Source organism: Brevundimonas sp. NPDC055812 (genome assembly GCF_053616535.1).
On sequence record NZ_JBSHDX010000002.1, the window covers coordinates 311,778 to 324,751 of the forward strand.

Sequence of the window (12,974 nt, forward strand, 5' to 3'; positions counted from 1 at the left end):
GGTGACGATATTACTGCGCCGCGTCGCGCCAGGCCTTGAGCGCATCCATGGCGCGGATGCTCTGCAGACGCTTCTTGGCGCGGCCGCGCTCCTTGGGATGGATGCGCTTGCCGTCTTCATCGACCTTGGGCGCCTCCAGCGGCGGCAGCAGGCCGTAGTTGATGTTCATCGGCTGGAACTTGGAGCCTTCCAGGTGGCCGCCGGTGATGTGCTCGACCAGGGCGCCCATGGCGGTTTCCGGCGGGGGCGGAGACAGGTCGCGTCCCAATGCCTGCGCCGCAGCCAGACGGCCGGTCAGCAGGCCCATGGCCGCGCTCTCGACATAGCCCTCGACCCCGGTCACCTGACCGGCGAAGCGCAGGCGCGGAATGGCCTTCAGCCGCATCTGCTTGTCCAGCAGCCTGGGGCTGTTCAGGAAGGTGTTGCGGTGCAGGCCGCCCAGACGGGCGAACTGGGCGTTCTCCAGACCGGGGATCATGCGGAAGACGTCGGTCTGGGCTCCGTATTTCAGCTTGGTCTGGAAGCCGACCATGTTGAACAGGGTGCCCAGCGCATTGTCCTGACGCAGTTGGACGATGGCGTAGGGCTTGACCGTCGGGTTGTGCTGATTGGTCAGGCCGACCGGCTTCATCGGGCCGTGGCGCAGGGTCTCGCGGCCGCGCTCGGCCATGACCTCGATCGGCAGGCAGCCGTCGAAATAGGGGACGTTCTCCCACTCCTTGAAGTCGGCCTTGGGGCCGTCCAGCAGAGCGTCGATGAAGGCCTCGTACTGGGCCTTGTCCATCGGACAGTTGACGTAGGCCGCCTTGTCGCCGCCGGGGCCTTCCTTGTCATAGCGCGACTGGCGCCATGCCACGTCGAAGTCGATGCTGTCGGCGTGAAGGATCGGCGCGATGGCGTCGAAGAAGCTGAGGCTTTCTTCGCCGGTCGCCTTCAGGATGGCGTCGGCCAGGGCGGGTGAGGTCAATGGGCCGGTGGCGACGATGACGTTGTCCCAGTCTTCCGGCGGGATGCCCGCGATCTCTTCGCGCACGATGGTCACCAGGGGGTGAGCTTCCAGTTTGGCCGTCACGGCGTCCGAGAAGCCGACGCGATCGACCGCTAGAGCGCCGCCCGCCGGCACCTGATTGGCGTCGCCCGAGGCCATGATCAGGCTGTCCAGCGCGCGCATCTCGGCGTGCAGCAGGCCGACGGCGTTGAACTCCCAGTCGTCCGAGCGGAAGGAGTTGGAGCAGACCAGCTCGGCCAGGCCCGTTGTATGGTGGGCGTCGGTGCGGACCTGTTCCGGCTCGTCCCGGCGCATTTCGTGCAGGATGACGGGCACGCCCGCTTGGGCGATCTGCCAAGTCGCTTCGGATCCGGCGAGGCCGCCGCCGATGACGTGGACGGGGCGGGGAGTGGGGGACGCATTCGACATGGCGGCCTAATAGCCGCGTGGCGCGCGCCTGTCATGCGGGGCGTGCGGTCAAGGCTGTCGGAGGACGACGTTCGTCCTTATAAGCGACGGCGGAGGCTGTTCATGACCCATGGATTCCAGATCGATGAAGCGCTGGCGGATGGTTTTCGTCTGATCCGGCGTCGGCCCGGCAGCGTCTTCGCCTGGGGCGTCGTTCTGGCCCTGCCTGTATTGCTGTCCGCCATCGTCATGATCGATCTCTTGATGACGATCGGTCTTGAGGCCATGGCCGAGAATGCAGACGCCAGCCCGCAGGCGCTCGCCGCCATGATGCGGATGCAGGCCTGGTCCATGCTGATCAATGTGGTGCAGTTGATCGGCTACGTCCTGATCATCGCCGCCATCTGCCGCGCGGTGCTGTGGCCCGAGCGCGCGCCGGGTCGCTTTTTCGATCTTCGAGTCGGCATGGATGAGGCGAGGGTGGCCGTGGCCGGCCTGGCCGTCATGGCGGGCTGCTATGGCGTGATGCTGGTCGTCCTTCTACTGGCCTTCGCCTTTGGGGCGGCCTTCTGGATGGTGTCCGAAACAGCGGCTGTGGTGCTGGGCGTGGCGGTGGGGCTGGCGGGAATCGTCGGCATCGTCTGGGCGGGGTTGCGGACCTCCATGATCATGCCGCTCAGCATCGCGTCTCAGGATTTCGCCTTCGTGGCGGGGTGGAAGATGACGAAGGGCCGCGTCGGGATGCTGTTGGGCCTTTTCGCCGCGACGCTTGCCGTCACGTTTTTGGTCCATGTGCTGTTTCTGATCGTGGCGGGACTGATCGCCCTGGGCGTCAGCATTCCCTTCTGGCCTCAACTGGCGGCCTGGGCCCAGAGCGCGTCGAGCGAGCTTCCGGCCTTCAACCCGCTCGTTGTCGCAGTGGCGGGCGTTGCGGCCTTTATCGCCATTGCGGCTTATTACGGCGTCATCGTCGCCATCTGGATCGCGCCCGGCGTTTCGGCCTGTCGCCAGATGCTGGCGATGCAGAAACAGGACGAAACCGGCGCGGCTGCGTTAAGCTGAGCGAGAATCGAGGAGCCAGCATGAGTTTCAACGCCACCGAATCCGCCTTTGAAGGCTTCCGCCTGGCCCGTCGGGCGCCGATGGCCATTCTGGCCTGGGCCGCCGCCTATATCGTGTTCTTCGCTGTCTTCTTCGCCGTGGCCGGCGGCAGTCTGATCAACATCATCAACCTGGCCGAGCAGATCGAACAGAGCGCCGAGCCGTCGATGGAAGAGTTGATGCTTGTGTTCCGGGCCTATGGCTCGATGATGATGCTGGCTTTGCCGTTGTCGCTGCTGTTCAGCGCCGTGCTGACGGCGGCGGTGGCGCGCTCCGTCATTCGTCCGGAGGAGAAGCGGTTCGGCTATCTGCGCCTGGGGCGCGATGAACTGCGTATCCTGGGGGCCACGCTGGTTGTGGCGCTGCTGATGTTCGGCGTGATCATGGGCGGCACGGTGCTGGTCAGCGTCTTTGTGGGCCTGGCGGCGAGCATGGCCGCGCCCTTCCTGATCCTGCCGGCGGTTCTTGTGGGACTTGGGGTTGCTGCGGCCGCCGCCTGGCTAGCCGTGCGCCTCTGCCTGGTCGCGCCGACGACCTTCGCGGAGCAGAAGATCGCCATCAAGGAAAGCTGGGCCATGACCAGGGGCCGTTTCTGGCCGCTGCTGGGCCTGGCGGTTCTGGCGGGCGTCATGTCCATGCTGGTGGGGCTGTTGGGCTCCATCGTCATCGCGCCGCTGAACCTGATCTTCGGCGGCCTGGAGAGCCTGGCGGGAGCAGAGACGACCAATGTCGCCACGCTTCTCGTGAAGTTCTGGCCGGCCCTGCTGGTGTGGGGCGTGGTCAACGCCCTGCTGTCGGCGGCGCAGGCGGCCGTCATCTATGCGCCGTTCTCGGCGGCCTATCTGGGCATCAAGGGTGTGCCGCGCGTCTGATCCGACGACCTCGCTGGAAATGAAACGCCGCGCTCCGACAGGGGCGCGGCGTTCTTTTCAGGTCAGGCGCTCTTGCGGGCCTTGGCGCGTTTGGCGGGCGCAGGTTCGGCGGTCAGGGCGGCGACGCGGCCCTTGCGGCGTTCCTCGTGCCGGTCCAGCACCTCCTTGAGGTAGCGGCCGGTCCAGCTGGCGGGGTTCTCGGCGACCTGTTCCGGCGTGCCGACGGCGACGATCTCGCCTCCGCCGTCGCCGCCCTCGGGACCGAAGTCCAGCAGATGGTCGGCCACCTTGATGACGTCGAGGTTGTGCTCGATCACCACGATGGTGTTGCCGTTCTCGACCAGCTCCTGCAGCACCTCCAGCAGCTTGCGCGTGTCCTCGAAGTGCAGGCCGGTCGTCGGCTCGTCCAGGATGTAGAGCGTCTTGCCGGTCGCCCGCTTGGACAGTTCCTTCGACAGCTTGACCCGCTGGGCTTCGCCGCCGGACAGGGTGGTGGCGGGCTGGCCGACCTTGACGTAGCCCAGACCCACGCGCTCCAGCGTCAGCATCTTGTCGCGGATCGACGGCACGGCGGTGAAGAAGCGCGCCGCCTCTTCAACCGTCATGTCCAGAACGTCCGATATGCTCTTGCCCTTGAAGACGATTTCAAGCGTCTCGCGGTTGTAGCGCTTGCCCTTGCAGACGTCGCAGGTGACATAGACGTCGGGCAGGAAGTGCATCTCGATCTTGATGACGCCATCGCCCTGACAGGCCTCGCAGCGGCCGCCCTTGACGTTGAAGCTGAAGCGGCCGGGGCCGTAGCCGCGCGCCTTGGCCTCGGGCAGGCCCGCATACCAGTCGCGGATGGGTCCAAAGGCGCCGGTATAGGTGGCGGGGTTCGAGCGCGGGGTGCGGCCGATCGGCGACTGGTCGATGTCGATGACCTTGTCGAAATGCTCCAGCCCCTCGATGCGGTCGAAGGGGGCGGGGGCGTCGGACGCATTGTTCAGGCGCCGCGCGGCGGCCTTGTACAGGGTCTCGATGGTGAAGGTCGACTTGCCGCCGCCCGACACCCCGGTGACGCAGGTGAAGACGCCGACCGGGATCTCGCCCGTGACGTTCTTCAGGTTGTTGCCCGTGGCGCCTGAGACCTTCAGCATCCGCTTGCGGTTGATGGGGCGGCGGCCTTCGGGCGGCAGTTCGATCTCGCGCGCGCCGGTCAGATACTGGCCGGTCAGGGAGTTGGGGTTGGCCATGACCTCGGCGGGCGTGCCCTCGGCGCAGACCGTGCCGCCATGGACCCCAGCGGCCGGGCCCATGTCGATGACGTAATCGGCCGTCAGGATGGCTTCTTCATCGTGCTCGACCACCAGCACGGAGTTCCCCAGGTCGCGCAAGCCCTTCAGGCTGTCCAGCAGACGGGTGTTGTCGCGCTGGTGCAGGCCGATGGACGGTTCGTCCAGCACATACAGCACCCCGGTCAGGCCCGAGCCGATCTGCGACGCCAGACGAATGCGCTGGCTCTCGCCGCCCGACAGGGTGCCGGAACTGCGAGACAGGTTCAGATAATCCAGGCCGACGTTGTTGAGGAAGCGTAAGCGGTCGGTGATCTCCTTCAGGATGCGCCGGGCGATCTCGACCTGCTTTTCGGTCAGGGCGTCTTCCAGGGTCGAGAACCACAGGAAGGCCTTGGAGATCGACAGGTTGGAGATGTCGGCGATGTCCTCGCCGCCGACCTTGACCGCCAGGGCCTCGGGCTTCAGGCGCTTGCCGCCGCACACCTCGCACGGAGTTTCGGACTGATAGCGGCCCAGTTCCTCGCGCACCCATGCGCTGTCGGTCTCGCGCCAGCGGCGCTCCAGGTTCGGCAGCACGCCCTCGAACGGCTTGGAGACCTCGTATTTGCGGGCGTTGTCGTCATAGACGAACTTGATCTTCTCGCCGCCCGAGCCGCGCAGGATGACGGTCTGCGCCTTCTCCGGCAGGTCGCGCCACGCCTTGTCCATCGAGAAGCCGTAGTGCAGGGCCAGCGATTGCAGCGTCTGCGTATAGAGGGGCGAGGGGCCGCGCGCCCACGGCGCCACGGCGCCCTTGTGCAGGGTCTTGTCGCGGTCCGGGATCACCAGATCGGCGTCGAAGGCCAACTTGACCCCCAGGCCGTCACAGGTCGGACAGGCGCCGAAGGGGTTGTTGAACGAGAACAGCCTGGGCTCGATCTCGCTGATGGTGAAGCCTGAGACAGGACAGGCGAACTTCTCGGAAAAGACGATGCGGCGCGGCTCTTCGCCTTCGGGCGCATTCGCCCATTCCGCCGTGGCGATGCCGTCGGCCAGGCCCAGCGCGGTCTGAATGCTGTCGGCGTAACGGCCTTCAAGACCCTCTTTGGTGACAATGCGATCGACGACGATATCGATGTCGTGCTTGAACTTCTTGTCGAGCGCGGGGGCGTCTTCGATGGCGTAGAACTCGCCGTCGATCTTCAACCGCTGGAAGCCCTGCCGCTGCCACTCGGCCATTTCCTTCTTGTACTCGCCCTTGCGGCCGCGAACGACCGGCGCCAGCAGCAGGATGCGTTCGCCGTCGGGCAGGGCGGTCAGCTTGTCGACCATCTGGCTGACGGTCTGGCTTTCGATCGGCAGGCCGGTGGCGGACGAATAGGGAATGCCCACGCGCGCCCACAGCAGGCGCATGTAGTCGTGGATTTCGGTGACGGTGCCGACGGTCGACCGCGGGTTCTTCGACGTTGTCTTCTGTTCGATGGAGATCGCCGGGGACAGGCCCTCGATCAGATCCACGTCCGGCTTGCCCATCAGCTCCAGAAACTGGCGCGCATAGGCCGACAGGCTTTCGACATAGCGGCGCTGACCCTCGGCGTAGATGGTGTCGAACGCCAACGAGGATTTGCCCGACCCCGACAGGCCGGTCATGACCACCAGCTGCTCACGCGGAATGTCGAGATCGACGCCCTTGAGGTTGTGCTCGCGGGCGCCGCGAACGCGAATGAAGTTGTGCTTTTCGGTCATGGAATCCGGGAACGCGGAAGACCCCGGAACGGTCCGGGGCGACGACGCTATATGGGCATCAATTCGCCTGAAACAGCAAGAACAATATGAGAACTTCTAGCCTGCTTCGGGCGCCCATGGCGTTTCAGGTCGGCGATAGCGTTCGCCGGGGCCGACCAGGACGCCGTTGGCGTTGGCGACGCCCAGTTCGAGGCTTTCGGCGATGCGGCGGGCGCGAACGATGAAGTGTTCGGCGGCCACGGGCGGACACAGATCGCGGGCGGTCGCCTCGAACAGGCTCAGCCAATGGTCAAAGTGGCGGGCGTCGATGGGCAGGGGCAGGTGTTTGGGCATGGGCCGCCCTTGATACACGCCGGTGGACAGGGCGACGGACGACCAGAACAGCTTCATCTGCTCCAGATGCGGACCCCAGTCGTCGATGCGGGCGTCGAAGATCGGGCCGATGAAATCGTCTTCGCGCACCTTGGCGTAGAAGCCCTCGACCAGGGCGTCGATCATGTCTTCGTCGATGCCGGTTTCGGCGCGGATGCGGGCCACGGCGGCTTCCCTACGTGCGGCCGCTTCGGCTCGATCCGGCGCAGGACGGTCGATACGGAAGGCGACAGGACGATCGGGCGTGCTCATGACGCTCAAGATAGGAGCCGGGAGGCCGAAAGACCATGACGCCGATTGTCCAAGGGGGGGGCGGCCGCATTGCGAAAGCTGAGCCGCAGTTTTGGGGTTGCGTTACGAAACTTCCGTCCCCATCCTTCCATCAGCCAACGCATCAGTGAGGAGGCAAGACGATCATGATCAGCACCCTGGAAATCGGTTTCGCCCTTTCCATGCCGCTGCTCGTGTTCGCCTATGTCCTTACTCAACCCAAGCCCAAGCCGGTCCGCATCCGCGCTCGTGACGCTCAACGGCGTCGCGGTCCGCACGCCTGACGGCCGAAGCCTCTTCGACAATCTGACGCTCGCCTTCGGGCGCGAACGCACGGCCGTCGTGGGGCGCAACGGCGTGGGCAAGACCACGTTGCTGCGCCTTGTCGCTGGTCTGGCCGAACCGGCCGAGGGCGCGATCGCGCGCGCCGGAACGGTCGGCTGGCTGGCGCAGGCCCAGACGCCGGGCGATGATGAGACGGTCGCCGAGACGCTGGATGTCGCTGCGCCTCTGGCTGTCCTGCATCGCGTGTTGGCGGGTGAAGGTTCGCTGGACGACATGGCCGAGGCGGACTGGACGCTGGAGGAGCGGATGCAGGCGGCTCTGGTCGAGGTCGGTCTGGCCGATCTGGCGTTGGATCGCCGTACGGCGGAGTTGAGCGGCGGCGAACAGACGCGCCTGCGGCTGGCGGGGCTGAAGCTGGCGGCGCCGGACCTGCTGGTGCTGGACGAGCCGACCAATCATCTGGACGCCGAGGCCCGCGCCATGATCGCCGATGTCGTGTCCGACTGGCCGGGCGGGGTGGTGCTGGTCAGCCACGATCGCGCCCTGCTGCGTCGCGTGGACCGCATCGTCGAGCTTTCCAGTCTGGGCGCGCGGGTTCATGGCGGCGGCTGGGATCTGTATGTCGAGCGCCGCGACGCCGAGCGGGCCTCCGCCGAACGCGATCTGGAACAGGCGGAACGCGCTATCGGTCGGGTCCAGCGTGAGACGCAGATGGCGCAGGAGCGTCAGGCGCGCCGTGACCGCACGGCCAAGGCGGCGCGCGCCAACAGCTCCGATCCGAAGATCCTGCTCGACGCCCAGGCCCAGCGGGCCGAGGAAACAGGGGCGCGTGGTCAGCGGTTGGCGGAACGCAAACGCCAGGCGGCCGAGAGCGATCTGGTCGAGGCGCGCGAGCGCGTCGAACGCGTTCGCCAGATGGCGCTGGCCATGCCGCCGACCGGGCTGCCTACGGGACGTATGGTGTTGAACCTGAACGAGGCGGTCGTGAGGGCCGATGACGGCCGCGTTCTGCTGGGGCCGATCTCCCTGCGTCTGACCGGGCCGGAGCGCGTCGCCATCGTCGGTCCCAACGGGGCGGGTAAGACGACCCTGTTAAAGCTGATCGCGGGCCTGACCGAACCATCGGCGGGCTCGGTTGAGCGGCCGGTTCGCGCGGCCTTGCTGGATCAGCAGGCGGCCATGCTGAAGCCGGACGAAACGCTCGTCGATGCCTGGCTGAGGCTGAACCCGCAGGGCACGCCCAATGCGGCGCGGGCGGCTCTGGCCCGCTTTCTGTTCCGCAATGTGCAGGCCGACCGCAAGAGTGGAGACCTGTCTGGCGGCGAGCGGCTGCGCGCGGCCCTGGCCTGCGTCATGACCGGGACGCAGCCGCCGCAACTGCTGGTGCTGGACGAGCCGACCAACCATCTGGACATCGATTCCGTCGAGGCGGTGGAGGCGGCGCTGTCAGGCTATGACGGCGCGCTGATGGTGGTCAGCCATGACGCTGATTTCCTGGCGAATCTGCGCGTCGAACGAACGATCATGCTGAAGGACGGTCAGCTCCAGCCTTCGACCACGCCCTGACGGCGTCCTCGGATCGCGGGGGAGGTCAGAATGGTGCGCGGCTCAGGCTCTGCCCGGCCGAACAACCAGCCCTGACCGTGGGTGACGCCCAGGTCGCGCAGGGCGTCGGCGATCTGATCCGTCTCGATCATCTCGGCGATGGTTTCCAGGTTCAACGAGCCGCACAACTCGACCAGATGGGCGACCAGGGTGCGGGTTCGGGCGTCGATATCGATATCGCGCACCAGGGCGCCGTCGATCTTCACCGCATCGACCGACAGGCCGCGCAGATAATCGAAGGAGGCCGAACCGGCCCCGAAGTCGTCGATGCAGATCTTGATCCCGGCGTTGCGCAGGGCGCCCAGACGACGATCGGCGGCGGCCAGATCGGCCAGGGCGGCGGTCTCCGTCACCTCGACCATCAGGCGCCGACGATCATCGAGCGCCGCAGCGGTCATCTTCAGCAGGGCCGCGACATAGGCGTCGTTGGCCAGAGAGGCGCCCGAGACGTTGACGGCGATCTTGAGCAGGCCGCCGCCCGGCTCGCGCAGGCGCCGCACCGCCTTTTCCGCTACGGCCAGGTCGAAGCCGTCGATCAGAGCCAGTTCCTCGGCCATGCGGATGGCGGCGGCGGGGCCTGATCCCTGGCCAAAGCGGGCCAGGGCCTCGAAATGGTGGACGGCCCGGGTCTTCAGATCGACGATGGGCTGGTAGTAGAGGGCGAAATCCCGGTCACGCACGATGCTGCGGAAACGGTCGGCGTCCTTCAGCGTGCGTTGCAGGGAATCAGCGAAGGACAGCTCCGGCTGATCCAGCCCGCCGTCCTTCAGGCAGCCCTCGATGGCGAAGCGCATGGCGCGCAGGGCCGAGGCGGCGTCGCCGCCCAGGGCGCTCTGCGTCGCGACGGCCGACAGAACGACACCCTCGGCCTGACCGGCTTTCCGCATTTCCGCCGCCAGATCTCTCGTATCGTCCAGCTTGCGGATCAGGGCGTAGCGGTCGGACGTCAGCCGACCCGCGCTGGCGCCGTCGTGAGAGGCGGCGTTGAGCGCGCCGCCGATGCGATGGTGAACCCGCTCCAGCGTGGCGGGATCGACGTCATGCAGGCCGTTCACGTCGATGAAGGCCAGGGCCAGGCGTTGCAGAGCGCCGGTCTCGCCGCTCGAAAGGCTGGCGTGCACATGAGTCAGAAAACCCTCGGCGTTTCTCGGCGGAGCGCCTGTGGCCAGAGGCTCGTGGTCGACCTCGAAGGGTTCTCCTGCATAGGACAGGGCGCAGGACCGGGCCGGGGCGATGTCGGGCAGGGCGAAGGCGCGTAAGGTTGCGGAGCGCATCCGGCCGTCGCCACAATCGACCAGAACCTCAGCGGCGGGACTTCTCTGTCCCGGCAGCAGCGCGTCCAGCAGGTTCCGCAGCGTCGCGGCGCTCTGGAGCGACAGGCGCTCGCCGAGAGGGTGGCCGACCCAGGCTGAGGTTTGCTGACCTGCGACGGGGCCGGAACCCAGGGCGAAGCGCACCACGCCATGCTGATTGACTTCGATCAGCGCGTCGGCGGCGGCGAACGCCAGGCCCAGGAGACGGGGGGTCAGTGTCATGCCGAAGCCGTAGGCCGCACGCTGTTAAAGAATGGCGATAAGGGGCCTCAGGCGGTGCGGTTCAGCGCCACGGCCCGTCCGTCGCCCTGCATCGCCTGACCCGCCGCGCCATAGCCCACGCCCTGAGCTCGGGCGCCCGCCACCTCGGCGGCGATGGTGCGGACCAAGCCTTCGGACACCTGGCGGGCCGCTTCGACGGTCACGGCGTGTTCCGCCAGGACGGCCTCGAAGGTTTCGGTGGCTTCGATCAAGGCCTCCCGGTCGGTTTCGGGCGCAGCGGCGATGGCGGCGGGGTTGGCCTTCACGTGGGCGGATTCGCGGCGATAGAGGTTGGCCATCTCCTGCGTCTCGGCCACGCCCTGGGCCAGATCCTGAGCGCGGTGGGCGCGCATGGCGTCCATTTCCAGCGATAGGCGATCGGTCAGGTCTCGGGTCAGGCGGGTCAGGTGCTGCACCCGCAGGGCGGCGGTCTCGGTATCGGCGGTCATGCGCCTTGCTCCTGCATCTTGATCATCTGGGCCAGGACGCTGTCGGCCAGGCCGACGCCGCCCGCCTTCACCGTCTGCTGAGCCATGGCGTCGACCAGGAAGCCGCGCCAGGCGGCCTCGCCTGCGCCGCCGCCGAAGGGAGCCTCGGTGCTGAGGCCCTCGAACATGAGTTTCATCATCTGCGACAGGAAGCTGGCCTCGAAGGCTTCGGCCGTGCGGCGCATGGCTTCAAGATTCTGCGGCGGGCCGGGGCGGGCCGGGGTGTCGGCGCGCAACAGGTCCGGAGAGACGGCGAGGGGGGTCATCAGATCACCTCGATCTCGGCCTGCAGGGCGCCGGCGGCCTTGATGGCCTGCAGGATGCTGATCATGTCGCGCGGGCTGACGCCCAGCGCATTCAGGCCGTTGACCAGGGTGGACAGGGAGGTCGAGCCGCCGACGATCCGCATCTGGCGGCCGGTCTCCTCGGAGATGCTGATGTCCGACTGGGGCACGACCACGGTCTGGCCGCCGCGGCTGAACGGCTCGGGCTGGCTGACCAGAGGCGTTTCTTGGACCGAGACGGTCAGATTGCCCTGGGCCACGGCGACGGTGGAGATGCGCACGGCCTCGCCCATGACGATGACGCCGTTGACCTCGTCGATGATGACCTTGGCCGGGGAATCGATCTGGACCGGCAGGTTCTCGACCCGGCTCAGGAAGCCCGCCATGCCGAAGTTCTGGGGCGCGCGGATGGCGACCACGGTGCCGTTCTCGGCGAAGGCGGTCTGGGGGTAGGTTTCGTTGATGGCGGCGGCGATGCGTTGCGCCGTGGTGAAGTCGGGGTTGCGCAGGGTCAGGCGCACCGACGGCATGGAACCGAGATCGAAGCCCGTCTCGCGCTCGACCACCCCGCCCGAGGCGATACGGCCCGCCGTGGGCACGCCGCGTGTGATCGAGGAGCCTGACGCGCCCGAAGCCGAGACGGCGCCCGTCTGCACGGACCCTTGCGCCACCGCGTAGATTTCGGCGTCGGCGCCCTGCAGCGCCGTCACCAGCAGCGTGCCCCCCAGCAGGCTCTTGGCGTCGCCCATGGCCGAGACGCTGACGTCCAGCCGCGAGCCCGGCGTCGCGAAGGGGGGGAGTTCGGCCGTGACCATGACGGCCGCGACGTTCTTGGTGTTCAGGTTGGCACCGCGGATGTTGACGCCCTGGCGCTCCATCATCCCCTCCAGCGACTGGCGGGTGAAAGGCGAGTTGCGCACGCTGTCGCCGGTGCCGTTGAGGCCCACGACCAGCCCATAGCCGACGAGTTGGTTGGAGCGGACCCCCTCGATCGAGACGATGTCCTTGATGCGCGACTGCGCCTCGGCGACGCCCGGCTGGGCGGCGAGCGCCACGGCTGCGACAGCCGGGGCGATGAGGGCGGTAAGCAACTTCTGCATGCGACAGACGTCCCTGCGTGAGCGTTCGTCATTAACCATGCGAGGATCGTGCCGGAAGAAAACTTCATTAATTTCAATAATTGACCGGGATTTGGTCGGCGCCTGGCGGCAGGTTTTGCCGGGCCGTTAACCAAGACTTCAGTCCCTGGCGGCATGGTGCGACGCGCAGAAGGAGACGTCTTGCATGAAGGTCACCGGACCCTTGGGCGCCGCTTCGACGCCGACTACGCGACCGGCCGCACGTGCGGCGGGCGGCTTCGCCTTGCCGGCGACGGCCGGCGCGACGTCCGCCGCCCAGGCGGGGGCGACCTCGGGCGCTTCGGGCGTGGCCGGTGCTGCGGCCCTGATGGCCTTGCAGGGGGTGGATGATCCGACCGAACGTCGACGCCGGGCCATTCGTCGGGGCTCGGGCCTGCTGGATCGGCTGGACGAATTGAAGCTGGCCCTGCTGGGCGGTCAGGACGGCGCCGCCGCCCTGGGCCGTCTGGCCCGTGACCTGCGCGAAGAGCGCGAGGAAGGAGCAGAGCCGGGCTTGAAAGCTGTGCTGGATCAGATCGACCTGCGCGCGTCGGTGGAACTGGCGAAAGCTGAAATGAGCCGTGTTCGCGTGTGAAGGCGTTGAAAC

Annotated in this window: 12 protein-coding genes; 5 read left to right on the forward strand and 7 right to left on the reverse strand. The window is 67.1% G+C overall.

The annotated features are described in order from the left end of the window. Positions 1-10: 10 nt before the first annotated feature. The gene (gene trmFO / locus ACWGL1_RS04520; RefSeq protein WP_291782197.1) at positions 11-1,417 is read right to left on the reverse strand and encodes a methylenetetrahydrofolate--tRNA-(uracil(54)-C(5))-methyltransferase (FADH(2)-oxidizing) TrmFO; all 1,407 of its coding nucleotides are present in this window, start codon (positions 1,415-1,417) and stop codon (positions 11-13) included. 102 nt (positions 1,418-1,519) lie between these two features. Between trmFO and ACWGL1_RS04525 the strand changes: the two genes are divergently transcribed. Beyond that, positions 1,520-2,458, forward strand: a complete 939-nt coding sequence (locus tag ACWGL1_RS04525; protein ID WP_452111305.1) for a hypothetical protein — start codon at positions 1,520-1,522, stop codon at positions 2,456-2,458. A 20-nt stretch (positions 2,459-2,478) separates the two neighbouring features. Then, entirely contained in the window at positions 2,479-3,369 is an 891-nt protein-coding gene (locus tag ACWGL1_RS04530; protein WP_452111306.1) for a hypothetical protein, read from the forward strand. A 62-nt stretch (positions 3,370-3,431) separates the two neighbouring features. Here ACWGL1_RS04530 and uvrA read toward each other — a convergent pair whose 3' ends face one another. Beyond that, positions 3,432-6,371: an excinuclease ABC subunit UvrA gene (uvrA, locus tag ACWGL1_RS04535; protein WP_452111307.1), complete on the reverse strand. Its 2,940-nt coding sequence runs from the start codon at positions 6,369-6,371 to the stop codon at positions 3,432-3,434. Between the two features lie 96 nt (positions 6,372-6,467). Continuing rightward, entirely contained in the window at positions 6,468-6,995 is a 528-nt protein-coding gene (locus tag ACWGL1_RS04540) for a group III truncated hemoglobin (RefSeq protein ID WP_452111308.1), read from the reverse strand. A 164-nt stretch (positions 6,996-7,159) separates the two neighbouring features. On the opposite strand from ACWGL1_RS04540, the gene ACWGL1_RS04545 reads away from it, so the two are divergent. Together ACWGL1_RS04545 and ACWGL1_RS04550 are read left to right on the forward strand one after the other, a co-directional pair. Beyond that, a complete protein-coding gene (locus ACWGL1_RS04545) occupies positions 7,160-7,297 on the forward strand; it encodes a hypothetical protein (RefSeq protein WP_338575557.1) in 138 nt (45 codons plus the stop codon). After that, positions 7,263-8,864, forward strand: a complete 1,602-nt coding sequence (locus ACWGL1_RS04550; protein ID WP_452111309.1) for an ABC-F family ATP-binding cassette domain-containing protein — start codon at positions 7,263-7,265, stop codon at positions 8,862-8,864. The genes ACWGL1_RS04545 and ACWGL1_RS04550 overlap by 35 nt, the downstream gene beginning before the upstream one ends. Here ACWGL1_RS04550 and ACWGL1_RS04555 read toward each other — a convergent pair. From ACWGL1_RS04555 to ACWGL1_RS04570, 4 genes are read right to left on the reverse strand one after another with little or no spacing between them, the layout of a single operon-like run. Beyond that, a complete protein-coding gene (locus tag ACWGL1_RS04555) occupies positions 8,837-10,438 on the reverse strand; it encodes an EAL domain-containing protein (protein WP_452111310.1) in 1,602 nt (533 codons plus the stop codon). The two genes, ACWGL1_RS04550 and ACWGL1_RS04555, sit on opposite strands and share 28 nt — an antisense overlap. 47 nt (positions 10,439-10,485) lie before the next feature. After that, the gene (locus ACWGL1_RS04560; protein ID WP_452111311.1) at positions 10,486-10,926 is read right to left on the reverse strand and encodes a flagellar basal-body protein FlbY; all 441 of its coding nucleotides are present in this window, start codon (positions 10,924-10,926) and stop codon (positions 10,486-10,488) included. Beyond that, a complete protein-coding gene (locus tag ACWGL1_RS04565) occupies positions 10,923-11,231 on the reverse strand; it encodes a rod-binding protein (protein WP_452111312.1) in 309 nt (102 codons plus the stop codon). The genes ACWGL1_RS04560 and ACWGL1_RS04565 overlap by 4 nt, the downstream gene beginning before the upstream one ends. Next, entirely contained in the window at positions 11,231-12,349 is a 1,119-nt protein-coding gene (locus tag ACWGL1_RS04570) for a flagellar basal body P-ring protein FlgI (RefSeq protein WP_452111313.1), read from the reverse strand. Before ACWGL1_RS04570 ends, ACWGL1_RS04565 begins: the two co-directional genes overlap by 1 nt. 184 nt (positions 12,350-12,533) lie before the next feature. Here ACWGL1_RS04570 and ACWGL1_RS04575 point away from each other — a divergent pair, with 184 nt between their 5' ends. Then, positions 12,534-12,962, forward strand: a complete 429-nt coding sequence (locus ACWGL1_RS04575) for a flagellar assembly protein FliX (RefSeq protein WP_452111314.1) — start codon at positions 12,534-12,536, stop codon at positions 12,960-12,962. Positions 12,963-12,974 lie beyond the last annotated feature (12 nt).